This is a genomic window from uncultured Eubacterium sp., assembly GCF_934295145.1.
GTDB lineage: Bacteria > Bacillota > Clostridia > Lachnospirales > Lachnospiraceae > Eubacterium_I.
In genome coordinates this window covers 13,874-40,602 of sequence record NZ_CAKRAS010000004.1, presented here as the reverse complement: position 1 = coordinate 40,602, position 26,729 = coordinate 13,874, and the positions used below count along the sequence as shown (strand labels likewise).

Annotated in this window: 21 protein-coding genes and 1 pseudogene; 1 reads left to right on the top strand and 21 read right to left on the bottom strand. The window is 42.7% G+C overall.

Annotated elements, in window-relative coordinates:
* Positions 1–10: 10 nt before the first annotated feature.
* From Q0I54_RS01525 to aspS, 17 genes and pseudogenes are all read right to left on the bottom strand, one after another.
* Positions 11–763, bottom strand: coding sequence for a hypothetical protein (locus Q0I54_RS01525; RefSeq protein WP_296115866.1), 753 nt, complete (start codon positions 761–763; stop codon positions 11–13).
* 13 nt (positions 764–776) lie between these two features.
* Entirely contained in the window at positions 777–1,289 is a 513-nt protein-coding gene (locus Q0I54_RS01520) for a hypothetical protein (protein ID WP_296115864.1), read from the bottom strand.
* Between the two features lie 15 nt (positions 1,290–1,304).
* Positions 1,305–2,303, bottom strand: coding sequence for a DUF5979 domain-containing protein (locus Q0I54_RS01515; RefSeq protein ID WP_296115863.1), 999 nt, complete (start codon positions 2,301–2,303; stop codon positions 1,305–1,307).
* Between the two features lie 29 nt (positions 2,304–2,332).
* Positions 2,333–3,241: a class C sortase gene (locus Q0I54_RS01510; protein WP_296115861.1), complete on the bottom strand. Its 909-nt coding sequence runs from the start codon at positions 3,239–3,241 to the stop codon at positions 2,333–2,335.
* Between the two features lie 2 nt (positions 3,242–3,243).
* Positions 3,244–4,119, bottom strand: a complete 876-nt coding sequence (locus Q0I54_RS01505) for a class C sortase (RefSeq protein ID WP_296115860.1) — start codon at positions 4,117–4,119, stop codon at positions 3,244–3,246.
* 110 nt (positions 4,120–4,229) lie between these two features.
* The gene (locus tag Q0I54_RS01500) at positions 4,230–5,678 is read right to left on the bottom strand and encodes a SpaH/EbpB family LPXTG-anchored major pilin (protein WP_296115859.1); all 1,449 of its coding nucleotides are present in this window, start codon (positions 5,676–5,678) and stop codon (positions 4,230–4,232) included.
* Positions 5,679–5,798: 120 nt separating this feature from the next.
* The gene (locus tag Q0I54_RS01495; RefSeq protein WP_296115857.1) at positions 5,799–10,250 is read right to left on the bottom strand and encodes a SpaA isopeptide-forming pilin-related protein; all 4,452 of its coding nucleotides are present in this window, start codon (positions 10,248–10,250) and stop codon (positions 5,799–5,801) included.
* On the bottom strand, positions 10,247–10,453 hold the full coding sequence (locus tag Q0I54_RS01490; protein ID WP_296115855.1) for a hypothetical protein: 207 nt from the start codon (positions 10,451–10,453) through the stop codon (positions 10,247–10,249). The genes Q0I54_RS01495 and Q0I54_RS01490 overlap by 4 nt, the downstream gene beginning before the upstream one ends.
* Before the next feature lie 362 nt (positions 10,454–10,815).
* On the bottom strand, positions 10,816–10,992 hold the full coding sequence (locus Q0I54_RS01485; protein ID WP_296115853.1) for a hypothetical protein: 177 nt from the start codon (positions 10,990–10,992) through the stop codon (positions 10,816–10,818).
* Between the two features lie 365 nt (positions 10,993–11,357).
* A complete protein-coding gene (locus tag Q0I54_RS01480; protein ID WP_296115851.1) occupies positions 11,358–11,813 on the bottom strand; it encodes a hypothetical protein in 456 nt (151 codons plus the stop codon).
* 641 nt (positions 11,814–12,454) lie between these two features.
* Complete coding sequence (locus Q0I54_RS01475; protein ID WP_296115850.1) at positions 12,455–13,309, bottom strand: YitT family protein; 855 nt, start codon at positions 13,307–13,309, stop codon at positions 12,455–12,457.
* A 68-nt stretch (positions 13,310–13,377) separates the two neighbouring features.
* Complete coding sequence (gene clpX / locus Q0I54_RS01470; protein WP_296115848.1) at positions 13,378–14,907, bottom strand: ATP-dependent Clp protease ATP-binding subunit ClpX; 1,530 nt, start codon at positions 14,905–14,907, stop codon at positions 13,378–13,380.
* Positions 14,908–15,258: 351 nt separating this feature from the next.
* Positions 15,259–16,695: an Asp-tRNA(Asn)/Glu-tRNA(Gln) amidotransferase subunit GatB gene (gene gatB / locus Q0I54_RS01465; protein WP_296115846.1), complete on the bottom strand. Its 1,437-nt coding sequence runs from the start codon at positions 16,693–16,695 to the stop codon at positions 15,259–15,261.
* Between the two features lie 15 nt (positions 16,696–16,710).
* Positions 16,711–18,174, bottom strand: coding sequence for an Asp-tRNA(Asn)/Glu-tRNA(Gln) amidotransferase subunit GatA (gatA, locus tag Q0I54_RS01460; RefSeq protein ID WP_296115844.1), 1,464 nt, complete (start codon positions 18,172–18,174; stop codon positions 16,711–16,713).
* 17 nt (positions 18,175–18,191) lie between these two features.
* On the bottom strand, positions 18,192–18,488 hold the full coding sequence (gatC, locus tag Q0I54_RS13265) for an Asp-tRNA(Asn)/Glu-tRNA(Gln) amidotransferase subunit GatC (RefSeq protein ID WP_367270767.1): 297 nt from the start codon (positions 18,486–18,488) through the stop codon (positions 18,192–18,194).
* A 174-nt stretch (positions 18,489–18,662) separates the two neighbouring features.
* Positions 18,663–19,109, bottom strand: a pseudogene (locus Q0I54_RS13260) (GNAT family N-acetyltransferase); the annotation flags it as partial.
* Positions 19,110–19,168: 59 nt separating this feature from the next.
* A complete protein-coding gene (aspS, locus tag Q0I54_RS01450; RefSeq protein ID WP_296115840.1) occupies positions 19,169–20,500 on the bottom strand; it encodes an aspartate--tRNA(Asn) ligase in 1,332 nt (443 codons plus the stop codon).
* A 910-nt stretch (positions 20,501–21,410) separates the two neighbouring features.
* Between aspS and Q0I54_RS01445 the strand changes: the two genes are divergently transcribed.
* A complete protein-coding gene (locus tag Q0I54_RS01445; RefSeq protein ID WP_296115838.1) occupies positions 21,411–23,660 on the top strand; it encodes an LTA synthase family protein in 2,250 nt (749 codons plus the stop codon).
* Positions 23,661–24,085: 425 nt separating this feature from the next.
* On the opposite strand, the gene Q0I54_RS01440 is transcribed toward Q0I54_RS01445, so the two are convergent.
* The 4 genes from Q0I54_RS01440 to Q0I54_RS01425 form a co-directional block, all read right to left on the bottom strand.
* On the bottom strand, positions 24,086–24,997 hold the full coding sequence (locus Q0I54_RS01440; protein ID WP_296115836.1) for an XdhC/CoxI family protein: 912 nt from the start codon (positions 24,995–24,997) through the stop codon (positions 24,086–24,088).
* Positions 24,998–25,015: 18 nt separating this feature from the next.
* Positions 25,016–25,669 carry a nucleotidyltransferase family protein gene (locus Q0I54_RS01435; RefSeq protein WP_296115835.1) on the bottom strand — a complete coding sequence of 218 codons (654 nt, stop codon included), beginning with the start codon at positions 25,667–25,669 and terminating at the stop codon, positions 25,016–25,018.
* Entirely contained in the window at positions 25,666–26,436 is a 771-nt protein-coding gene (udp, locus tag Q0I54_RS01430; RefSeq protein ID WP_336302912.1) for a uridine phosphorylase, read from the bottom strand. Before udp ends, Q0I54_RS01435 begins: the two co-directional genes overlap by 4 nt.
* A 149-nt stretch (positions 26,437–26,585) precedes the next feature.
* Positions 26,586–26,729 (bottom strand): FeoB-associated Cys-rich membrane protein, encoded by a 144-nt coding sequence (locus Q0I54_RS01425; protein ID WP_296115834.1) that lies wholly within the window; start codon positions 26,727–26,729, stop codon positions 26,586–26,588.

Below are 26,729 nucleotides of genomic sequence, written 5' to 3'. Positions count from 1 at the left end.
CTGTACCTCCTTACTGCAGACTCAATCCGGTCTCATCCTCTGTCACATTGACATCCACACCCCAGGCACTCTTGATCGCGTCTTTTGCATTATGTGTCTGAACTGCGTCAACCTCTGCATCCAGATGGAAGGTATAACCGTCATATTTATAAGTATAAGTGATCGTGTTGTCTTTTACTGTCTTGTTCACTTCAGAAGCGATGGATTCATTGATTCTGAGTGTATCAGACAATGCCGGTGTGGACTCTCCCACTGGCAGTGCCTTTGTATAGTACAGAACCGTACGCTCTGTGGTGGACTGATCTTCTGCGATCACCCAGCCGTTATCGGTCAGATAATTTAACTCGATCAACTGCGGATCCAGTGACGTATTCTTGCCACCATTTGCATCCTGCCAGCTTTTTGTAATCGTCACACGTACAAATGTATCAATATTTCCGCTGTTCGTTACGCTGATGGCTTCGTCATATTTCTTACCCGGTGTAAACTTCTCGTCCTCGCCAAGCAGATTGCTCAGCAGAGAACCTTCTGTGGTTCCTTCCCACTTATCCGCATCCGCGTAATCTCTGCTGCTGACCACCTGGTCATTTTCTACCAGAGATACACCGATACTCTGCATATTCATCTGTACGGAATAATTCTCACTGTAATATGTCAGTGCAGCCCTTGCGCTTCCAACGCCGCTTCCAACCAGAAGCACTGCGGATGCCGCCAGAAGAAGGACTGTTACTTTTGGAAATGAACGTTTTTTCTTTCTTTTCATTTTCATGTACCTCCTACTCCTGTGTCTCGTCACTGTCTGCTGTCACTACTTTGTTCCAGTCTGCATACGCATTTCCATCTGCATCATACAGAACCGGTGTACACTCCTGGATAACAACTACGTTGAACTCAGAAGCTTTATCATCCCCGGCCGGGAATGTATAACTTACATTCAGCTCCTTTGCGGTAGTCTGCCCTGCCGGAAGTACCTCATTGTAATACCAGTAACCGTCTTCACCGGCTGTCCAGCCGCCATCCGGGGCTTTATAACTTAAATCCACCGGAGCAAATGCTTTCACTCTGACGAAGCAGTCATAATCGCCGGTATTCTGGATGGTTACATGCTTGCCGTTTTCATCGACTTCTTCCTTCGGGACTGTCTGTGTAAATCCCATGTTCATTTTGACACCACCCTGGGCTGTGGCATATGTCGTGAAATACGCCATTGCACTTCCCACGGTCAGGGAGCCGGTGAGAGCGATTGCTGCAGCTGCCAGAACCAATGGTGTTTTATGTAGCTTTCTCATTTGGCATCCCTCCTTTTACTTTTCCTGAGCAATATACTGATACTGACCATTTTCATCTAATTCAAAATGGTTGACTACACCGTATCCGCCATTTGTACGTCCGTCTGTCTCGTTGATAAAGGATACTTCTGCAGTCGGTGCGTCAGCTGCGCTGTACTCATCATTTGCTGTAATTGTTGTCTGAACTCCGTTCGTGGATGTCAGTTCGTAAGAAGCTCCGCTGTAAACCTCTGTCACTTTCACCTGGGCGCCCGCCGGTAAACCGGTGATCTTTGCGGACTGTTTACCTGCCGCATCAAAGGTAAGAGCTTCCACTTTACTCTCCGTTGTTCCGTCCGCTTTTGTGATATCAATCTGGAAAACAAAGGTTGCTTTGTCTCCGGAGGTTGCATTCAATGCAGTCAGTGTCTTGTTGATCACGAGATCACCAAACCGCTCATGCTGTTCCGGTTTTAATGTAATGCCGTTTTCTCCAGTCAGATTGTACACCCATGTGTCGCTGCCACCATTTCCATAATAGTTATTCGGCAGAGAAACCATGGATGGTGCAAATGTATAAGTATAATTATCTGTCACAACCTGCTCCGGACAGATCAGGTAGAGACCTGTCTCCAGTTTGCTGGCTGTCACCATACCATTTTTTGTCACAACTTTCTTCGGTGTAATGCTGCCTGCTTTCGCCATCTGAGCTGCCGTCTCAGCACGTTTCGCCCATTCCGCTGCGGATCCGTCTTTGTCCTCGATGTTCAGTCCACTTACATCCAGCCCCTTGAAATCTTTGACTACGGTATACTCACCGGATTTGTCCACAGAAGCAACTTTGTATAAATCAACTGTCACATCTGATTTCTGCAGCTCTGTATAATCACTTCCGACAGAAAATTCTACGGAGCAATCTGTCCTGTCCACCTGTATTGCATTCGCTGCCCATACGCCCGGCAAAGCAAATACGGAAAACGCCACCGCCAGAGCCAGGAAAATGGCACTTCCTTCTTTTACTCTTTTTCTCATCATCGCCTCGTCTCCTCCTTCAAGATGTCTGTTTATGACTTACGCTGCTTTCTTCCTGATACTATTTTCATGATAAGGATGATCAAAATTGTGATCGCAATTCCAAGAATCAGATACAGCATGTAGTAGTTCTGAATTGCATGCAACATAGTATCTGTCACTGTCTCTGCTGATACATCCTCTTCTCCATTATACGGCACTCTCGTTCCTCTTACAAGTAAACGATGAGAGTTTACACCATATGGTGTGCAGGTAAACAATGTCACCTGATCCTTACCATCCTCAATTTTCAATGCATCTTCCAGTGTCTCATGGTCATCCTTGTCCACCATCGGTAAAATCTGATCTACCTGATAGGCAAGTACCTCATCCAGGACATGGATGTAAAATTTATCTCCAGCCTCCAGCTGGTCGATATCAGTAAATAGTTTTGCACTTGGCAACCCTCTGTGTGCTGCCAGTATGCTGTGTGTACTCTCGCCTCCGATTGGAAGTTTGGTACCATTGAGATGTCCGACACCTGTCTGCAATACATCATCTGCTGTGCCATGATAAATCGCCAGTTTGATGTTGATCTTTGGAATGGACAGATAACCCATGACTCCATCATCTGCCACATTCAGTACTTTCCAGTAATCGGTATTTTTCAAATCTCCGTCGTCTTCTCCAAACACATCCCCATACAGGTTATTGTGTGTGATCGTAGCATTGAAATCTTCTGCTTTCTGCCACTCCTCGGAAAAATCCTCCGGTGTCATTTCTTCTATTTCATTATTATAGCTGCTGATCAGCTGACTCTGTCGATACGTGTTCCACTGGTTGGAAATCGTCGGATAAGCCAGGACTCCGAATCCAATCAGAAACAGGAGTCCAAATAAAACCGGCGCCAGCTTTCCTTTTTTCTTCTTCACAGGCTTTTTTTCATTTTCTTGCTCTTTCATCCTCAGGATTCCTTCGTTGTCTCTTCTGCTTTCTTACGCAGTCTCTTCTCTCTGATAAATAATATAAGGATAAATACTCCGGTAACTACCATTCCGACAATTACCCAAAGCAAATAATTTGTATGTAAACTGATTCCACTGAGCGGTGTCTTCTCATCCGCTACTGCCTGCTCCTCATACGGTACTCTGTGTCCCTGTACCAGAAGTCTCTGTGTGTTTACACCATAAGGTGTACAGGTCAGCAGTGTCACCAGATCCTCGCCATCTACTACGGCAAGTTTTGCTGTGTCCTCCGGCTCTACCACGGAAACATCATCCACTTCGTAACAAAGAGTTTCATCCAGCACATGGATCAGGAAATGATCTCCGATCTCCATCTGGTCCAGATCGGTAAAAAGTGATGCACTCGGTAATCCACGGTGTGCGGAAATAACTGCATGTGTGCTCTCGCCGCCAATTGGAAGTGAACTTCCTTCCAGATGTCCTGCCGCTTTCTGTAGCACTTCATCACTGGTTCCATGATAAATTGGAAGTTTAATGGCGATCTTTGGAATCTCTACAATTCCCATCATGCCATCTCCTGCCAGATTCAGACAGCTTTCATAGGTTGCATCTTCCTCACTGGCCGCTGCCACTGCGAAAGAGTCTGGCAAAATACTTGGAAGCAACGCATCGTTGTATGCCTGCGCCTGCGCCATGGCCGCTTCGTAATCAATGGTTCCTGCTGCGGTCTGATCTTCAATCGAGTTTTCGTAATTGCTGATCAACTGCTTCTGTCTGTGATTGTTCCACTGATTTGCTACCAATGGGTACAGCAATAAGGACAAACCGGCTAAAAATATGATAATAACGAATAACTTATTGACTTTCTTTTTCATCCGGGCTCTCCTTGTTGTTGTAGTTCAAATTTTATCTCTTTGAATTAATCGGGGGCGGCTATCGCCCCCGATTCTATGGTTCACTCAATAATTTTACTTATTGGGTTTGATTATCTGTTTGCTTTCTTGCGGCTTGCGAAGAAGAAACCTGCTGCTGCGATCATGATTGCGCAACCAGCGATTGTGAAGATTGTAGTACCGATACCACCTGTTGCAGGAAGTGAATTAAGAGTACTATCTTTAACTACATTATTTTCACCTTTACTCTCGAAATTAGCTGTTGCTTTATCTCCATCATATGTCAATGTAACAGTTAATCCATCTGTATTGATAGAATATCCATCTGGAGCAACAGTCTCTTCAAAATGATAACTTCCCTTGTCCAGACCTTTTACTACTAATTTACCACCATCTGCTGTAACAATATCTGCACTACCGTTTTCTGGATCATATTTATATGCTCCATCAGTAGTATCTTTTGTGAATTTTAATGGAGTCACTCCACCATCCTTAAATACATTAAATGTAGCACCTGCTAATCCTTTATCTGTATGTTTTGCATCTACTTTTGTTAATTCAATAGAACCTGTATACAGTTTTACTGTATTTCCATTTATTTTTTTGTCTGTAGAATTTACATTTGCCTTATTATCAACCGAAACAGCAGTTACTTTAGCAGTATATGTAATAACAATTTTCTTTCCAGCATTCTCATTAGATAAAGACTGAACTAATGAATTAAAGTTTACCGTAAATGTAGTTCCATTTGGTACAATATCGAACTCGCTTGTTCTGTCAGTACCATCAACAGTAACTTTTTTAATAGCACCGTCACCTGTTAAATAATAGTCTGCACCTGTGATTGTATCTGTAACTGTAAATGTTCTGTTTTCAGTTTTTGTAGGATCGATAACTGGAACATATGTTTCGATTTCGTATGTTACAATATCTCCAATTGCAACTGCGTTATCAGCATCTTTTGTTGTTTTTACTACAGTTGCCGGAGATTTTTTAGCATCTACTTCTGTTCCTGTTAATTCCGGATACTTTGTATTGTCCACACCGCCAAATCCAACATACGCTGACATTGTCTTATAAGTATAATTCTCACCAGTAGCTTTAATTGCGTATACACCAGCAACACTTACTTCTGTAGAAGTCTTTGAATCTGTATTAGAAAATCCTGATAAACTCTCTACTTTCTGAAGGGCAGTAGCAATTTTTGTTGCATCGGCATCAATCGCAGTAACACCACTCGGAAGTGTTACACTCGGTGTTTTATATTTAATTAATCCCCAAATAATAGCCTGTTCATTAGCGTCAGTATCTTCTACACTATATGCTTCCGCATATTTTGCACCAGCACCATTTTTAAAAGCCCAGCCAGATGTTGTACCTTTATTTGGCTCAATAATCTGCAAAATCTTTACAGTAGTTGCATCATCTAATCCTTTAAGCTTAATAGCAACTTTACTATCTGCTGCAAAAGCAGTCATACTCATTCCAAGTACCATTGCGAGTGATAAAATCACTGCGAAGAATTTTTTCATCTTTTTCATCTCGTTGTCTCCTTTTCTTTTAGGGCTCTGCCCGTTTATCTTGTCCCGTTCCGGGAAGATAGTTAAATTAATTAGTTGTTGTAGCGGCGGTAGGCCGCTGAAAAGCTAAATCAGTTATTTTTATCTTTTCAGCACCTCCTTGCATTTGTTCTTGTATAAGATCCATGCGGCGCCTCCCATAAGAAGCATTCCGCCGATCATATACAAGAAGATTCCTTTTCCTCCGGTTGAAGGAAGTGCGTATACTGGAGTGTTTTCGTATACATATGCATCATATGTATTTCCAGTATTTTGTAATTGAGTAGGTGTTATATTATTTCCATTTGCACCTTTAATTGTTACTGAAGTATCAGTTATCTCGATTGTCCACTGAACTTCACTCTTTGCGTATCCTGCTGGTGCTGATGTTTCTCGAAGGGTATAAGTGCCTTTTTCCATCTCACTTAATGAGACTTTCTTTCCATCTTTTTTATACCATTCTACGAAGCCATCTGAATTTGATTTTCCTGTGTAGCAAACTTTAGAGTCTTTCAACAGATCAAATTCTGCGCCACTCAACATTGGATGATTTCCATCTGAATCTGTACTTGTACTCTGTTTTACAATCGCCCAAAGTGCAAGAACATGTACTTTGTATGTACCTGTTGCGGATGCATCACTAACAACTGTTCCGCTGATGGTTCCATCAGTATTTGGTTCAAGAACTGCGGTATCCTTTAACAGGTCTTTTCGTTCAGGAACTGTATTTGGCACGAATGTAACTGTCAGTTCATACTTCTCTACATCCTGTCCTACTTTTGTTGCGGTATGATCTTCTAAAGGATTAACTTTTGTACCTTCTGCTTCATACTTCGTATTGCTATACGCGTATACAAATTTACCTTCAATATCTGTATTTGAATTTGTATAGCTATATGGAATTTCAACTTCTTGGCCATTCTTTAATTTACCGAGCTGTTCTTCTGATAACTGAGGAATACCTTTTGTTACTGCTGTTTGTCGATCCAATTCTGTCATTTTATAGGTTCCTAACAGTTCACCGGAGAATTTACTGGACACAATCGTATCACCCTTGTAATAAGTAATTTCCTTATCACCAATACTTGGTGTCAACAGCTTCACATTCACAGATGGCTGCGGGAATAACTTTGTATTGTCACCTACCGTAATTCCTGAAGTAGGACCATTTGTAGGGATCATATTTCCACCGATGAAATCATCTTTTGCTTTAATTTCAATGGTTTCATGCCATCCTGGTGTATCTCCGGTTTTGCTATTTACGGTTGTATTTGTCCATGTTACGGTTGTGGTTCCATTAGAGTTATAAGTAACCTGTACATCGTTTCTAGCTTCAAATGCTTTCTTCTGGTCAGCAGTAAGTTCAAAGCGACTGTCAATTACATCCGTGATAGTTGCTGTAACGGAAACATCAAGGTTGCTTGTAATACTATCAAATAAGCTTGATAAATTGCCAACACTGTCAGCCGTCATATATTTATCTGATCCAGATGCAATACCTTCCATATATTCATCAATACGTTTTACGGTTGCCTTATTCATATATCCATTTGAATTTGCAGAGCCAAATATACCTAATGCATAAATTTCTACTCCAGCACTTTTCAATGCCGTTGCAGATGTCACACCAGCCGTTGCATATGCTTCATTAAAATCATCTGTACCGCCCGGTGCAGGTACTCCATCTGTCAAGAATACAACCATTTGTTTACGTCCAGTATTCTGTTCTACAGATTCCCACTTACTCGAATCATCAAATATACTTTTCGCCGTATTCAATCCTGTTGCCGGTATAGTATTTCCACTTGCCCGTAAATTATCAATCACCGAATCAATAGAATCTTTTGAACTACCAACTTTTGCTAATGTATATTTATTGTTTGTAATAGTTTTTATGTTTCCAGAATCCGCAAAAGTGACTATGCCAACGCGACAATCTGCATTTTTTTCAGCCACATTACTCACAAACTGTTCTGCTGCTGTTTGTAAAGCTTCAAGTTTTGTCGTACTAGAATTATTAGCCACATAGATATCTGTAGTATTTGTATCAACTGTTACCGTTTTATTCGTATATGAATCTGTGTATGACCATGTGTATGTATAATTTGGCCATCCGCTCGACTTTGCTGTTAATTTCTGATATATACCACTTTTTGTTTTTACATAATATGTCGTCCGTCCATACTCATTCATCGTTCCCGTGAATTTTGTATATTCAACAAACTTTTGATTCATACTTGTTGACTGGTCAAGTACAAGAACGATGTCATACGGAGTTGTGGTTGTAACAGCCTGCGTTGCTTTTGAACTTGCAGTCAGATCAATCTGATAAGTCCTCTTATCGTAATTCTCCACAGAAACTGTTTTATCACTTTCTACACTCCTGGATACAATATCTTCCTGAGAATCATTCACAATATGATATGTACCGTCTCCATCCAATGCCTGTGCTGTAGCTCCAGTACTATCATACAATACAGCTTTTAGCGGATTTCCTTCCAGTTTAACTTTCCATGGCGTTGTAGTTCTTACATACGGTGAAGGAACTGATACTTCGCTTAAAGTATATATATATCCTTGTTTTAATCCTGTAAACGTAAGCTTTCCGTCTGTACCAGAAGTTACTGTCCACGTATCATTTTGATTGCTGTCATTCGTAACACTAAATTCTGCACCTGAAATAACCTTTCCAGAAGTATTAACTTTTGTAAGATTTAAGTCTGCTGTAGGAACTGTACTTGGAGTAATAATTGTACTATTCGGAAGCGTAAATTCCATATTACAGTTAGAAGCATATGCTCCACGCTCCATATATAGAACGGTTAATGTGTGTGTTTCATTTCTTTCATCCTCTGTCAGACTATTTCTATCTTTATTCGGGTTATTCGGGAACAACTCCTTCCAAATATCAACTTCTTTTGTCAGTGCTGAATGAATTCCACCCAAATCTACAATTACTTTCCCACCTTTTTTTTTGGCATCCAATACAACCCACAGATCATCATCACCTGTAAACTTATACTTTAAGTCTCCCAGATAATCGCCGATTTTGAACTGGATATCATATCTCATTCCAAAATAATCATTACGTCCATTATCGTTCGCATCATCAGGATATGAATTTCGAATATCGTCTAACGGGAAGAAATTATCTCCACTGCTGGCTGCTATCCCTCCTCCTGATGGCTTATTCACCTGTGTCATCTTATAGGTATCACCAGTTCTCGAGAATTGCAATGTATAACCGTCCAGAACCTGTTTTCCTGATTTTGTATCTCTTGTTGTAAAAAATCCCGGTTCATACATCTGCTGACCAGAAGAATTCTTATTCATCTTCAAAGCACCAGTTGCATAATCTACTCCACTTATAATTCCTGTTGTAGCATTGCCATTGCCAAAAGCCTTATCACCATCTTGGTTTACAGTATTATTATTTGAATCTTTATCCCATGTGTTAATATATATTGTTTTTTCGCCAACTTTTACTGTCGTGTCGTATTTATTCTCATCTCTGTTACCCTTAATTATTCCACTTGCAAATCTGGTTGTTTCCGTAGAGTTCACGTCATAATTACTTGCATTATTAATACTTGCACCGTTTTGACCATTTACCTGATAATCAAACATCTGTACAGAACCAGTCGTTGCCTCTGTTTTGGCTCTATAATATACACGATAAGTCTTATTTGTAGTAAGTGTAATTTTTCCGCTGATTGGATTAGTTGATGCCATTCCATCATTTACTTCAACAACTTTTACAGCCTCATAATTTGTCAGTGAACCTAAATTAGTTATTTCATCAGAGATTGTCAAAGGTGTTATTGATTCTTTATATAATGGAGCAGTTTCGTTTCCTAATAAATAGTGTTGAACCGTGATATTTACACCATCTGTTGCACTAGTTCTAATTGAATATCCAGATGCAGATGTACTTACAGTCTGTACATTTTCATCTTCATTTTCTGGTTGAGTTTCTTCTGATGTCTTTTCAACCACATCAAAGCAACCAACCACAACTGTCTCTGCTTCCAGTTTCACGTCCTCTTCGAATTGAAGAGTATCTTCTTTCAGATCATACAATGTAAGTGTGCCATTTGAACGGTCATAGACAAATCCCATTGCCTTTGATGTATCCAGGGATGTATTTTCAAACCGGAAATTAATTGCTTTTTCAGGAATCTGTGCTTTATCATCTGTGCTGATCCAGAAGGAAATGTCTCCCATAACTGTCTGATCAACAGTATATTCGGTATTACCTGTAGCTTCCAGTTCTTTCTGAACAGCTTCTATTACTGTAGATGATGCCGTTTCCTCCTGCATATCCATCTGCAGGTTTGCATTGTCTGCACTTGACCTGAATGCGCCTCCCGGTACGGTTGCGTATAAAGTTCCCTGTGACGCACCATCTTTCATTATTTCACGGGATAGTTCCACGGTATCCTTCGGCACATAATAAAATTCGCCCTCAACAGCGAGTGCTGTGATCGCTGTACTCAACACCAGCACCATGCAAAGTACCAATGCTAATATCCGTTTTTTCTTTGTATGTTTCATGGCGTCCTCCTTTTATCTTTATCGCTGTCGTGATTATTTTTCTTTTCCAGTGCTCCGTCTATCAACTTCAGCAGCTCCAGCGCACTGCGAAAGTACTGCTCGCGCTGCTCATCGACCCAGGTAACACTGCCCTGCCAGGTCGCATTTTGCTGATTCATGACTTTTACTATGAATGTCTCTGTCTTTCTTTGTCTATCACTCATGCCAGTACCTTTTTTCTTTCTCTCTATTCTGTAGTGTTCTGTTTTTTTCTGTCGTTTTCTGTCATTTATTTTATAAAAGTATTGTACAGTACAGACCATTACAAGAAACATTACTTTTTATGTGAAAATATTAATTATTTTGCACCTTTTTGTTTTTGTTGTAATTTTTGTAATGGGTTGTAATAATTCTTATTTAATTAAATATAACTTTTCAGAATTATTTTATACAGAATTTCCTGTATTTTCAAGGGGTTTTACGTAAAATTTTGTGATTTTCAGGTTCTCATTTTTGGATACACAAAAAGACGGAAATCCGATGGGTGTGTCGGAGATCCGCCTTGGGATTATATATTGCTCACTTATTATAATGTTAAATCTTCAACGCTAACTCCCATTGAAGATAACTTTGCAACGGTGACTTTAATCTGATAATCAAGTTCCTCATTCAGGGTATCTTTATTAGCTCTTTTAATACGCTGTAAATCTGTGTATTTGTCTATCAATACCGCAATTAATTCTTTTTCAGTCATTTCTTCCATCCTTACCACCGCCTTTTTTATTTATCATAGAGGAATTAGTATATGTTTACAAGTTACTTGTTCTTTTCCATTAACTCATAATTTTTCCATTAATCGGTACTTCCTGTACAATTATTACGACACTTCACAACTTGATTACTTTCTGGTCTTATAAAAATTGCATAGTTTTTCCATGATTTTTTATGAATGATTGTGAACACTTATGCACGCGCATTTGCTATTATAATAACTGTAAAAACCCCCAATACATTATAAGTTTTTTACTACCCCCATAGTAAAAAAATACCTTCTCCTTAAAAAGACAGCCGTTCGGATTTGGCTGTCTTTTATTTTTTTCTTTTTATAGGCCAAATTCCTTCTTTATATTATTCCTTTGTTATTTCATCTGTCTCTTGAAGCCAGCTTTGTAATTTTTCTACACTTACTTCTGCCATTTGAGCTATTTGGCTAATTGGCACTCCATTTTTCAACATATTTCTAGCCATTATGCAAATTCCTCGTGCTTCTCCTTTTTTTCTAATTTCTGCTGCAAAACTATACATATCCTGCATCTCCTCCTCCCATTCTTCCGGTAATTCTAATTCGTATTCTTTTTCCATAATTTCAACTTTTTCATAGTAATCCAAGTTGTTTGACAGTAAAACTCCTAGAAATCGGTGCAAATCATAAGTTTCGTTGTGCTCTGGCAGTTCATCACTCAGTCCAATGATTACTGCTTTCTCCTGCATTTCAACACTGGCATTTGTAATTCCCAGATCTAACGGCACATCGCCGATCCGCACATCTCCATCGATGTACCGAACTACATCCTGTGGTTTCATCCCTCGGAACTCATCCACGACTTTCACCAGAATATTGCCAACACGATCTTTTCACTCAACAAACGTTTGGCATATGCATCATACCTTGCTTCATTTCCTGCTGCTTTCATTGATTTTTTTAGTTCTTCATTCAATCACATTCCCCCTTCTTTTTTCATGCAGAACACGACAAAAAGAGATTTTGCTGCTCATTACCTATAGAAGTGAGCGCCATCTTGCATCTGATGTACATTTTCCTTTCCTGTCTGCTCTTTGTCTGTCTTCTTCCTTTGGAAAATGCTCGAAATCTGAGCTTCCGAAATTCAGAAACCTGTTATTTGGTATATAAGAACTTTTTTGCAATTAAAGAGAATATTAATTGCGTGACTTTAGAATAGCACAACTATATTTTGTTTGCAATACTTTTTGGTCCTTCCTGTGCAATTAGTACAAGGATTTTGAAACCGATTACTTTTTGGTCTTATAGAAATTGCATAGTTTTTTTATGATTTTTTATGAATGATTGTGAACACTTATGCACGCGCATTTGCTATTATAATAACTGTAAAAACCCCCAATACATTATAAGTTTTTTGCTACCCCCATAGTAAAAAATACCTTCTCCTTAAAAAGACAGCCGTTCGGATTTGGCTGTCTTTTTTTTATTCTGTCGCAGTTTTCTTAATATGTTTTCCAATGATTTCAGACACATCACTGACGGTAATAAATGCAGATGTATCAACTTCTTTGATCAGGCGCTTCAGCTCATAAATTTCCAGACGGTTCAATACGCAGTACAATACAACTTTTTTCCCGCTGATCAAGCCTTCGCCCTCCAGCATCGTCACGGTTCTTCCGAGCTTCTGATAAATCTGATCCGCGATCTCTTTTCCCTCATCGGTAATGATCATTGCAGCTTTCGCCTGCTCCAGACCTGTCTCTACCTTATCAATAATCTTTGATGTAATAAAATAAGTAAGAAGACTATACATTGCGCGGTCGAATCCAAAAAGCAGCGCCGCTACAATATAAATAATAACGTTAAAAATCAAAACAGTCTGTCCCACCGGTAACTTAAATTTGCGGTTCAGCAAAATTGCCACCGTTTCCGTTCCATCCAGGCATCCGCCAAAGCGAATGACCAGACCGACACCGGCTCCAAGGATCACACCACCAAAACATACCGCCAGCAGATACTGATCTGTTGCATTCACCCACGGTGCAAATATTTCCAGAAATATGGAAAACATTACCATGGCGTATCCGGATTTCACAATAAATGTAACACCAAGTTTTCGGGAACCGATCAGAAGAAACGGAATGTTCAAAACGATGGTCAGAATACTTAACGGAATATGGGTCAGATTATTTACCATGATGCCGATGCCAATGACACCGCCATCCAGGATCGTGCAGGGCACCAAAAATTCTTCAATGGCAAAGGCTGCAATGGCAGATCCCACGGTCAACATCAGAAAATCTAACAACAGTTGCATTTTCGGGTTCAATTCTCTCATTCAAATTCCTCCTTTAAAAAACGGCAGGAGAAATAAGCACCTTTGCTCTTTCTCCTGCCTTGTTTATCCTAATTTGTTCCGGATTTATCTTCCAGTTCCGGTGTTCCACGCATCTGGATCAGCGGGCCACCTGTTTTTTCAATATATCCTTCGGTAATAGTAACAGCACCGATATTGTCATCCTTCGGAATCTCATACATGATATCAAGCATAAAGTCCTCGATGATAGAACGCAATGCACGGGCTCCCACATTTTTCTCTTTGGCACGTTTTGCAATGGCACGTAATGCTCCATCGTCAAACTCCAGTTTTACTTCATCCATTGCCAGTAATTTCTGATACTGCTTGATGATCGCGTTTTTCGGCTCTTTCAGAATCTGTACCAGCATATCCTCAGACAATGCATCCAGTGAAAACAGAATCGGCAGACGTCCGATAAACTCCGGGATCATACCGAATTTGCGGATGTCCTCTGTGGTCACCTGACGGAGCAGATTCTCTTCCTTATCATATTTATCTTTCAGATCTGCCTGAAAACCGATGGACGCATGCTCGTTTAAACGCTCTTTGATGATGTCTTCCAGTCCCGGGAACGCACCGCCACAGATAAATAAAATATTGGATGTGTCAATGGTTGTCATCGGAACCATCGCATTTTTGCTGGTTGCCCCGATCGGCACTTCTACTTCTGCGCCTTCTAACAGCTTCAGCATTCCCTGCTGTACGGATTCACCGCTGACATCACGCTGTGTCGCATTTTTCTTCTTGGCAAGTTTATCAATCTCATCGATAAATACGATACCCCGCTCTGCTTTTTCCACATCATTATCTGCTGCTGTCAGAAGCTTGGACAGTACACTTTCGATATCATCGCCTATGTAACCTGCCTCTGTCAGGGAAGTTGCATCTGCGATAGCAAGCGGCACATCTAAAAGTTTTGCCAGTGTTTTGACCAGATAGGTCTTACCGCAGCCGGTCGGTCCAACCATCAGCATGTTGGATTTTTCGATCTCAATTCCATCTGCATTTGCTTCAGCACCTGCTGCCACACGTTTATAATGGTTATAAACAGCTACGGACATGACTTTTTTCGCATAGTCCTGACCAACCACATAGTCATCCAGACTTGCTTTAATCTTGTGCGGTGCCGGAATTTTGCGGATATCTAAAACCGGTTCTTCTTTCTTTTTCTCTTTCGGCTTTTTCTTCTTTACTTTCTGCTGATTGCCAAATGGCAGATCGGACATATTCACAAACTGGATGTTCGGCATCTTACCGCTGGACAGCATATCTCCGATATTGATGTCCCCCAGTCCAGGGATTCCCGGTATCTGTCCCATGGTATCAAAAGCCTTCTGCATACAATCCTGGCAGATGGCCATATTCGGTGCCACATGGATCAGTTTGCCTGCCTTGCTTGCCGGACGTCTGCACATCGCACAGAACTCATCAAAATCATCTGATTTTTCCTGCTCCTCTGCGTGATCGTCCGTCACTACCTCACCGGTTTCCACCGGAGTCTCGGTTGTCTCGTTTTTCTCAGATACAGCCTCATCATTTTCGTCTGTATCAACTTCTCTGTAATCGTTATCTATCATAAGAATTTCTCCATTCGTTTTCATACACTTGGAATCCCTCTCCCTGAAAATTCAAAGTGCATATTATTTTTCCTCAAAATTGCCGTTGAGACTTTCTTATCTTACCATAGATTAACGGTTATTTTCAACCATACTTGCCGCATTTAATAAAAGGTTTATGGTTTACACCAAAACAGCCACTTGATTGCTGGCATCCACATAAATAATATGTGCCTCATCTTTAAACTGCGTAGACGTTTCCTGCACAGTCCGATCGATATGTGCAATTGGAAGGTTCAAAATAAAAAACATCCTTATGCAAATAGCATAAATCTGCACAAAGATGTTTTCATAAGCTATACCATATTTATCTTATTTCTCCAGCTGTTCTTTCACAATGCTGTTTACCATTGCCGGATTTGCTTTTCCTTTCATAGCCTTCATAGTCTGGCCGACAAGGAATCCCATGGCTTTCTTTTTGCCATTATGGTAATCTTCCACAGACTGTGGATTCTCCGCAATGACTTTTTTAATGGTCTCACGCAGAGCCCCCTCGTCATTGACTACTTTCAGTCCTTTTTCTTCCACATATTTCTCCGGGTCAATGTCTGATTGAAACATTTCCTCGAAGACTTCTTTTGCCACGGAACCATTAATCGTACCCTCATCTACCAGCTCGATCAGTGCAGCCAGATGCTCCGGTGCAAAGCAGATTTCCTCTGCTTCCATGCTGTTTTCTTTTAACAGACGCATGGTCTCACCCATAAGCCAGTTGGATACTTTTTTCGGTTTTCCGCAGATTTTTGTGGTTTCTTCAAACAGATCTGCCATGTGCTTGGTCCCGGTGATGATCTCTGCATCGTAATCCGGAATGTCGTATTCTCTGCGGTAACGCTCCAGCTTCTGCGGACGCAGTTCCGGCTGACGGCTGCGGATCTCGTTGATCCACTCCTCGGAGATAACGATCGGAGCCAGATCCGGTTCCGGAAAGTAACGGTAATCCTGTGCATCCTCTTTGGAACGCATTGCATGAGAAGATTCTTTGTTGTCATCCCAACGACGGGTTTCCTGCACGACTTTTCTTCCCATTTCAAGAAGTTCGATCTGACGTTCCCGCTCTCCTTCGATGGCATGTGCGATCGCTTTGAAGGAGTTCAGATTTTTCATCTCGGTACGGGTTCCAAACTTCGGTGAACCAACCTCACGAACGGACAGGTTGACATCGGCACGCATGGAGCCTTCGTTTAATTTACAGTCGGATGCGCCCAGATACTGAATGGTCTGGCGCAGTGTCTCCAGGTAAGCGATCACTTCATCGGCAGAACGCATATCCGGCTCAGATACGATCTCGATCAGCGGCACACCGGAACGGTTGTAATCCACGATGGATACGTCCTCCCACTCGTCATGCACCAGTTTGCCGGCATCTTCCTCCATGTGGATCTCATGAATGCGCACCTGCTTTTTGCCTGCCGGTGTCTCAATTTCCACATAACCATTGCGGCAAATTGGCAGATACAGCTGTGAAATCTGGTAGTTCTGTGGGTTATCCGGGTAAAAATAGTTTTTCCGGTCAAATTTACTGTATCGGGTAATGCTGCAGTTTGTTGCCAGACCAACGGCCATGGCATATTCCACTACCTTTTTGTTCAATACCGGAAGGGAGCCCGGCATACCGGTACAAACCGGGCAGGTATGTGTATTTGGTTTTCCTCCGAACTCTGTGGAACAGGAACAGAAGATTTTTGTTTTGGTTGCAAGTTCTACGTGCACTTCCAGTCCGATGACTGTTTCATAATTCTTACTCATATCTTCTCCTCCTTCCTACGCCTGACTCAGCGGACTGTGCTGATATGGACGTGTCTGTTCAAAACTGTATGCTGCCTGAATGATCTTTTTCTCCTGGAAACAGTCTCCGATCAGCTGCAAACCGATCGGCAGTCCCTGACTGTCCGTGCCACACGGAAGGGAAATTCCCGGAAGTCCCGCCAGGTTGACGGAAATTGTATAAATGTCGCCCAGATACATGCTGATCGGATCCTGCAGGCTCTCGCCAAGCTTCGGTGCTGTGGTCGGTGCTGCCGGTCCAAGGATCATGTCATATTTTGCAAATGCATCGTCAAAGGCTTTTTTGATCAGCGCTTTGACACGCAGTGCTTTCAGGTAGTATGCGTCATAATATCCGGAACTTAAAACGAAAGAGCCAAGCATGATTCTTCGTTTTACTTCAGGGCCAAATCCCTCGGAACGGGATTTTTTATACATGTTGTGAAGACCTTCGTATTCTTTTGTACGATAGCCGTATTTGACACCGTCAAAACGTGCCAGGTTGGAGCTTGCCTCTGCGCAGGCGATAACGTAATACGCCGGAATCGCATATTTTACAAGTCCAAGATCAAATTCTTCCACGATGGCACCTTTTTCTTCCAGTACGCTTGCTGCTGCCAGTACTGCATCCTTTACTTCCGGATTTAAGCCTTCCCCGAAATAGTCTTTCGGGATACCGATGCGCATGCCTTTGACGTCGTCCACCAGGGCAGAAGTAAAATCGGTGTCTTCTCTTTTTACGGAAGTAGAATCCTTCTTATCATAGGAAGTGATTGCTTCCAAAATCGTTGCGCAGTCGGTCACGTCTTTTGCCACCGGTCCGATCTGATCCAGGGAAGAACCGTATGCGATCAGCCCGTAACGGGAAACAGTTCCGTAGGTCGGTTTGATACCGGTCACTCCGCAAAAAGAACTTGGCTGGCGGATGGAACCGCCTGTGTCAGAACCAAGGGCAAAGGAACACTCCTCAGCTGCCACTGCTGCGCAGGACCCGCCGGAAGATCCGCCCGGAACGTGCGCGGTGTTCCACGGATTTTTTGTCTCGCCGTAAGCGGAAGTCTCTGTCGTGCTTCCCATGGCAAATTCATCCATATTTGTTTTTCCGATAATGACTGCTCCGGCTTCTTCCAGTTTTTTCACTGCTTCCGCCGTATAAGTCGGTATAAAATTATATAAAATCTTTGAGGAGCAGGTGGTTAAAAGACCTTCGGTACACATATTGTCCTTGATGGCCACCGGAACACCTGCCAAAGGTCCTGTCAGCTCTCCGGCATCAATTTGTGCCTGTACTTCTTTTGCGCGAGCCAGTGCACCTTCCTCATCAACTGTCACAAAACTGTGCACCTGCTCTTCTTTTGCGCGTACCGCATCCAAAGCTTCCCGAACGGCTGCTTCCACGGTCACTTCTTTTGCTTTTATCTTTTTTCCCAGCTCTACTGCTGTCAAACTCATCAAACTCATTTCCATGTCCTCCGTTCTTATTCGCCGATTGTCTTCGGTACTTTGAATCCGCCGTCTTTCTGCTCCGGAGCATTCTTCAGTGTATCTGCACTGCCGTCTCCGTTTGTCACAACATCCTCGCGGAATACATTTTCAATCGGAAATACATGGGACATCGGCTCGATGCCTGTCGTATCAAGCTCGTTTAAGAGATCGATGTAATCCAGCATATCTTCCATATCTTTTTTCGCTGCTTCTGCTTCTTGTGGGCTCAATTCCAGTTTTGCCAGAATGCCGACGTATTCCATGGTGTCATCGGAAATGACATTTTTCATGCTTCCGTCTTCTGCCATCACTTTTGTGACAGATGCGCCGCTGGTCTGATCCTCTTCTTCCGGCTCTTCGTCCAGTGCCACATGACTGATTTTTGCATAAACAGCAGAATCCACAATACCCTGATTGTCCTTTAGGGACTGACGCAGGGTTCCTTCATAATCCATACCGGCTTTTTTCATCACTTCACCGGAATTTGGATTTGCCACATCGTGCTGCGCCCAGACACGCCCTGCACCGACTTCTGCCAGCAGAAACCGGATGACTGCCTCCACAGCCTCCGTCGTGTAGCCCTGATGCCACCAGGATTTTCCGATGCAGTAACCAAGTTCTGCACTCTGGACATCTTCATTCAGTGATACCACGCTGATACTTCCGATTGGCTGCTCGATGTCATTTAACTCGATGGCCCACTGATAATACTCATTTTTGCTGTAATTTTCTTCCCACTGCTGCAGAATCTCTGCGGTCTCTTCCACACTTTTGTGCGGCTGCCAGGTCAGGTATTTTGTTACTTCCGGGTCACTCGCCCAGTTGTAATACATATTTTCTGCATCTTCTATCGTAAAACGCCGTAAAGTCAGGCGTTCTGTTGCTATTGTCTGTGTTCCTGTATGTCTCACGTTTTTCTCCTCCTACATCTGAATCGCGTTCTGTAACTTTCCGCTTCTGCCGCAAAATTTTACGGCTCTAATCTGCTCAAATCTCTCGGGAACAGAGTTGCTTCCCGGACGTTATCTTCTCCGATCAGCTGCATGGTCAGACGTTCCATACCGATACCAAGTCCACCATGTGGCGGCATGCCGTATTTGAATGCAGACAGGTAATGCTCCATGCCTTCGGTCTCCATGCCCCGCTGCGCGATCTTTTCCATTAATTTATCATACTGATGGATACGCTGTCCACCGGTTGTAATCTCCAGACCTTTGTAAAGCAGATCAAAGCTTAAGGTGTAGGTCGGATCTGCCGGATCATCCATGGCATAAAACGGACGTTTCTTGGATGGATAATGTGTGACAAATACAAAATCACTGCCGAATTCTTCTTTTGCATACTGACCGATCAGATGCTCTTCCTCCGGCTCTAAGTCGTATGGATTGCGGAACTGTCTGTCATATTTTTCAGCCACGCGCTGTTTTGCTTCATCAAAACGGATGGCCGGGATCTGGCTCACATCCGGAAGTTCAATCTGTAAAATATCTAACTCTTTCGCATAGTCTTTCTTCAGTAACTCCATAGTATACTGTAAAAATCCGGTCTCCATCGCCATGATATCTTCGAATCCGTCAATGTAGCCCATCTCGAAATCAAGACTGTTATATTCGTTCAAATGGCGTTTTGTATTATGTTTTTCCGCACGAAAAACCGGTGCTGTCTCAAAGACTCTGTCAAAGACACCCACCATCATCTGTTTGTAAAACTGTGGACTCTGCTGCAAAATCGCAGGTCTGTGGAAATACTCCAGTTTAAACAGGTTCGCACCGCCCTCAGCACTTTTGGCACCAAGTTTTGGTGTATGGATTTCTGTAAATCCCTGGCTGTAGAGGAAATCTCGAAAACCTCTCACGATTCCTTCCTGAATCCGGAACGTTGCACGTTCTCTGATATTTCTCAGAGCTACGGCGCGGTGGTTTAGTTTGGCTTCCAGGGAAGTATTCATCTTCCACTTGGCGATCGGAAGCGGCAGGCTCTCGGCTGGCTCGGAAAGGATTTTGACCTTTTTCATACGGATCTCGAATCCTCCCGGCGCACGCTCTTCCTTATTTAATACACCACTCACCTCAATGGCTGCGCCTTCCCTGAGTTCCTTCAGATCAATTGCTGTCACGCCTTCTTCATACACGCACTGCAGGAGACCTTCTCTCTTTCGCAGGACTACAAAGGCTACCTCACCCATGTCACGCACCGTATGAACGGCTCCATTCACGCTGATCATCTGACCATACAGGTCAGAGGCAAGGATTTCACTGATTTCCATCGTCTCTTTTGGCATTACACCGGTCATCATTTTCATTGTTTCGTACACTCCTTTTGCATAAAATGTTGTAAGGTGCGGGACGGAATAAGACAAAAAGAATAAGAACCTAATATCAAAACAGATTCATCTGTTTTGCGCACCAGATGCATATTGCGAAGCAATCATTTCCATGTTGCATCTGTGTGCATATCACAGGCGTTTTTTGATTTTTTTCTGAAAAAAAATCAAAAAACGCCCTAAGGATACTTCTTTGTATCCCAGGACGAAATAATGCTCTCTAATATTATTCCGCGGTACCACCCGCATTGAGAAAAACAATACTACAAACTACTCATGATCTGTGTCTTTCCCCACTCAGGCACGTAACGTGTGCGACCCGTACAGACCTACTGAAATCCACTGATAACTGACATATGATTTTCGCATTCAATCTGTCTGCTCCAGAGTGTTCCCTTCATCTTCTCCGCCAAACAGCGCTCTCAGTCGGTGACGCCGTATTCCTGTCGGTTTCTGAAGACAAGAGTCTCCTTCTACGCATTTGCTCATGATTTTGTATCATAGCACAACGTTTTTCGCTTTGCAAGTCTTAATTGACCGACATATTAAGAAATTATTTCCTTTTTCTTTCAAAAATTTCCTTATTATATGATTTATGATATGAATTGTGATTTTCGATATCGTTTCCTATGCATTCTGTAAGTTCCTCATTCAGACATGATTGCTTTTTCAAACGTATGTAATGTGTGAACTGCAACGCTGTAATATTCACAAAAGGAAACGGCAATATGAATTTTTTTTGTTCATATCGTGCATTTTATACTTTTTTAATTGACTTTTTGTAAATTTAGGTCTAATATCTGTACGGTTATGTAAAATTCTTTTAATTTAATAGTAAATATAGTAAAGTTTACACTTTCGGCACCATGTTTTGAGAGAAGGAGTTTATATGAAATCATTTAGGAAAAATGGGAAAGAAAAACCGATCATCATCGGTGATAATAACAAAAGAAGACGACATGGGTTTTTCAATTTTCTGAAAAACTTCAAATTTCCGGATCTGTCTGACAATCCAAAAGTACAGTTTCTGAATAAATTTTCACTGCTGTTCCACGGACTGCTGGCCTGCATCCTGGTTTTTACAATTGAATGTGTATCCAGACATTCTTTTACATCAGCAGTAAGTTTTTGTATCAGCTCACCGCTGACCTTCCTATACAATGCTCTGCTGATTTTTGCAACGCTGCTGATCGTATATCTGTTCAAGCATCGTGCACTGGTCCGCATTGTGATATCTGTATTCTGGATGCTGCTCGGTGTCATCAACGGATGCGTACTTGCCTCCCGTGTCACACCGTTTAACTTTGCAGACCTGAAGCTGATCGGAGATCTGCTCTCCATGAAAAACAGCAAATATCTGTCTGCCGGACAGGAGATCGCAGTGATCATTCTGCTGATCGCACTTGCAACCTTCCTGATTCTTTTTGCATTCAAGGGACCGAAATTCAAAGGAAGAGTTCACCTGTTCCGCAACCTTGGTTTACTTGTTCTGTGCGTAGCAAGTATTCCTTTTATCACAAAGGCAGCGATCCACTCCGATATCCTTTCCGGATACTTTGGAAACCTGGCGCAGGGATATAAGGACTATGGTTTTGTATACAGCTTTTCTGCCAGTGTGGTAGACACCGGTATGAGCAAACCTGCCAATTATACAGAAGAAACCATTGACACGATCAATGATAATGTAACGGCAGATCCGACAACGGTTGATTCTTCCGATATGCCAAATATCATTTTCATGCAGCTTGAGACATTTATCGATCCGTATGAATTAAACTTTTTGAGCTACTCCGAAGATCCGATCCCGAACTTCCATAAATTAATGGAAAATTATACATCCGGATACCTTACTGTTCCGGTTGTCGGAGCAGGAACTGCAAATACGGAATTTGAAGTTCTGACCGGTATGGGCATCCGTTTCTTCGGTCTGGGTGAATACCCATACAAAACAGTTTTAAAAGATACTACATGTGAGAGTGCAGCTGATGACCTCGGTAATATCGGTTATGCTACTCATGCCCTGCACAACAACGGTGGTAACTTCTACGGACGTGCAAAAGTGTTCTCCCAGATGGGATTTGATACATTCACCAGCAAAGAGCTGATGAATATCACAGAATACAACGAAATCGCTTCCTGGCCAACAGATAACATCCTGATCGATGAGACAACCAAGACACTGGATTCTACTCCGGATCAGTCTGATTTCCTCTACACGATCACCGTACAGAGTCACGGAAGCTACCCGGATTACAAAGTATTTGACAATCCGGAAATTCAGGTAACCGGCGGTGCTACGGAAGCTGAGCATTATCAGTGGGAGTACTACATCAACGAACTTCACGAAGTTGACAAATTTATCGGAAACCTGATCGATACCTTATCCAAACGTAATGAGAAAACAATTGTTGTCATGTATGGCGATCACCTTCCAACCCTTGGTCTGGAAGAATCCGATATGAATACAGGAAACCTGTATGACACTACATACGTTACATGGAATAACTTTGGTCTGGAAAAACAGGATAAAGATGTGGCTGCTTATCAGCTGATGGCTTATATCACAGATCAGCTTGGCATTCATGAAGGAACCATGTTCCGTTATCACCAGTCTGAAATGGATGCCGACGTATCTACTGACGATGCTTCTTACATCACAAACTGGGAATTACTGCAGTACGATCTGCTTTACGGAAACCGCTACTCCTACCATGGCGTAGACAAATATCCGGCTTCCAACCTTGTAATGGGTGTTCAGGATGTCGTAATTGACCACACGTCCATGAGTGCGGATGACACAAAACTGACCATCTTCGGTGAGAATTTCACTCCTTGGAGTAAGGTTTATGTCGATGGTGAGAAAGTTTCCACAGAATATATTTCCGGAAACTGCCTGGAAATTTCCATGGCAGACTTAAAAGATGGTTCACAGCTTGTTGTAAATCAGGTTGGATCAAGCAATACGATCTTCCGCAGTTCCAATGCGGTTACCTTCCATGCACCGGCTGATTTTGATGAGCATGAGGCGGATAACGTAGAAGTTCCGGATACATCCGGAGATGACCTGGGTGTCCCGGTAGTCATTCCGCCAGAGGAACAGACCACGGATGATGCGGCTGCGACAACTACCGCACAGTAATAACTTGTTTGGTGGCTTAAAATTTAGGATATAGAATAGGGGCTTAGTTTATTTTGTCTCCGCGGCTAACAATCGCTCGCTGAGAAAAAATAAACTAAGCCCCTTTTAATTTACACACACGATAAATTCAACCATGCGGCACTGCGCGACACATGCACATCTACAACTATGCTACAACTTTTGATATAGCCTCTGGCAGGATTGCCGAGAGCATTCTTGAATATTTTTCATACCGTAAATGAAGAAAACGCAGCCTCTTTTACCGGTAAACGATTAAGCGAACGACCGAGTTTTGCGAGTTTTGCGCGAGTGGGAAACGACCAGCTTTTATAGGAGTTGGGAACGAGCGCGATAAAACCGAAGCAAAACGAGGGTAGTGAGCGACTAGTGTCCGGGAAAAGAGGCTGCGTTTTCTTTTTATGATATTAAAAAATATCAGCCACATAGACCAGCATCCGTCCCCCGCACACCATGCCCCGGTCTGCTGCTACTTCGTTGCTCATATCGAGCGTAAAGACTTTTTCTTCTCCGGTGCCGATCATGCGAAAAGCTTCCCGCAGCACTTCATTTTCGGTACAGCCTCCGCCAATAGTTCCTGCTGTCTGCAGATTGCTGTTTACCGTCATCAGAGCGCCTGATTTCACCGGTGTCGATCCACTGGTATCGTATACCAGCAGCATGGCTTTTCCTACGGAGGAGTCTCCCAGCATTTCAATCACCTTAGGATCTGTATCCGTACAGGTCAGCAACTGACTGTGGGAACGCCGGGGAGTCCCTTTCCGACGCTCCTCAATAAGTTCTGCCACAATGGAAATTGCGATTTCCGGAACGGTAAGCGCCCCGATATTTAATCCAATTGGCATATGGATCTGAGCTACTGTTTCCGGAGAATTTCCTTCCTCCTGCAACAGATCAATCATGCCCGTCACCCGTCGTTTGGATCCCATCATGCCTAAGTAGCGTGGAAAAATGCCCGCAAGCACTTTTCTCAGACAGGTCAGATCAAACCGATGTCCTCTTGTGACAATAGTGACATAATCATTTTCTCCAATCTGAATCTGGTCGATCGCTTTTTCAAATTCCTCACAATATATTTCTTCCGCATCCGGAAAACAGCTGCGATTTGCAAAAGAAGGTCTGTCATCCACTACAATGACATAAAAGCCCACTGCAGACGCAAATTTGCTGATAGCCTGTCCCACATGGCCTCCACCGAGAATGATCAGTCGTTCCGGTCTGTAAAATCGCCGCTCATATACAGTACTTTCTATTTCTAATTCGAGAGTTCCCTCTCCGATCTGTTTTATATCTTCTAACAATTTTTTTATTTCCTGCATTTTTCTGCCCCCAATAAGTCAATGTCTCATGTAGTTTTCTGCTTCCTGCAATTGTTCTTTTGTATCCGTATCCATAATGCAGCCACGATCTTCCACCGGAAGTTCCATCAGGGCGTCGCCAAGCTGCTTCCAAAACCCCCGCAGACCACCACCGCCGGCACTCCCTTCATAAGCGAGAATGTCTGCCAGCAAATCCATCCGAATCAATACCGGGTGTCCGCGGCGTCCGTCCACCGTTGGAATGACTGCTTTTTTCCCGTTCACAAGCATCGCTTTCAATAGTTTTTGATAAGTCTCCGACATTATACAGGGTAAATCTACCAGCTGGATAAAAACAAATTTATAATCCGCCAGTTTCGGTAATCCTGTCTGGATGGATGTCAGAATACTTCCATTTCCGTAATTTGGATTCCAGATCGTATGAATGTGCTCTGACGAATAATTGTCCTGCAGATAAGCTTCGACCCGTTCATGTTCGAACCCTGTTACGATCTGTATATTATCTATCCCTGCTTCCTGCATCGTTTTTATTGTCTGGTCAATCAATTTTTTATCCAAAAACTTTGTCAGAGGTTTGGACTGTCCCATGCGGGTGGACAACCCTGCTGCCAGGATCAATCCGCCCACACTACTTTCATCATTTTTTTCTATGCTATACATCAATCTTTTCATGCCTTTGTATCTTTTATCATGCATCGAATCGCATCTACTGCCGTCTTGATCGCTGCCTGCGTATCATGCGCCACCGGATTTTCCAGATGCAGTTTTTCCCGCTCCTGATTCGCTACCACAAGGAAAACGGAACCGATTCTTACATGCAGGTAGCTTGCCACTACGAACAATGCCGCCGATTCCATCTCTGAAGCCAGACATCCCAGCCGTTTCCATGCCTCCCACTTCTGTGTCAGTTCATAACTTACCGGCATTTTTTCCGGCTCATGCTGACCGTAAAAAGAATCCTTGCACTGAACGACACCGATATGGCAGGGATATCCATTTGCTTTCGCTGCTTCTTCCAGTTTCTGCACGATATGATAATCAGCTACCGCCGGAAATTCAATCGGTGCATATTCCCGGCTCGTTCCCTCCATGCGGATCGCTCCCGTGGCGATCACCAGGTCTCCGCTTTTGACATCTGTCTGGATGCCGCCGCATGTTCCGACCCGGATAAATACTTCCGCACCGCAGCGCACCAGTTCTTCCATTGCAATGGCCGCAGAAGGCCCTCCAATGCCCGTAGAAGTCACGCTGACCTTCTCCCCGTCCAAGTATCCGGTATAGGTCGTAAACTCCCTGTGATCGGCCACCAGACGCGCGTCATCAAAAAGTGCTGCGATCTTTGCACACCGCTTCGGATCCCCCGGCAAAATGACATATTTTCCAACGTCTCCCTGTTTTAAACCGATATGATACTGAATTCCGTTTTCTGTATATTTCATTATGCTTCCTCCCACAAATTGCCAATGCCTCTCCTCTGTGTGTTCACATTATAACAGAATTTATACGCCTGTGAAAGAAAAAATCACCTCGATGCTTCAGCATCAAGGTGATTTTTAAACAAGTATTTTTTTAATCACAGTAAGGAAATTTATTTCTGTGAATGGCATCCGCCACCGCAGGATGAGCAATCGCAACCGCAACCGCCCTTATGGTGTTTTTTATCATAAATGCCTTTACCGATAATCAGACCAACCAGTCCAAATACAATGATTGCTACAATTACAGTTGCCAT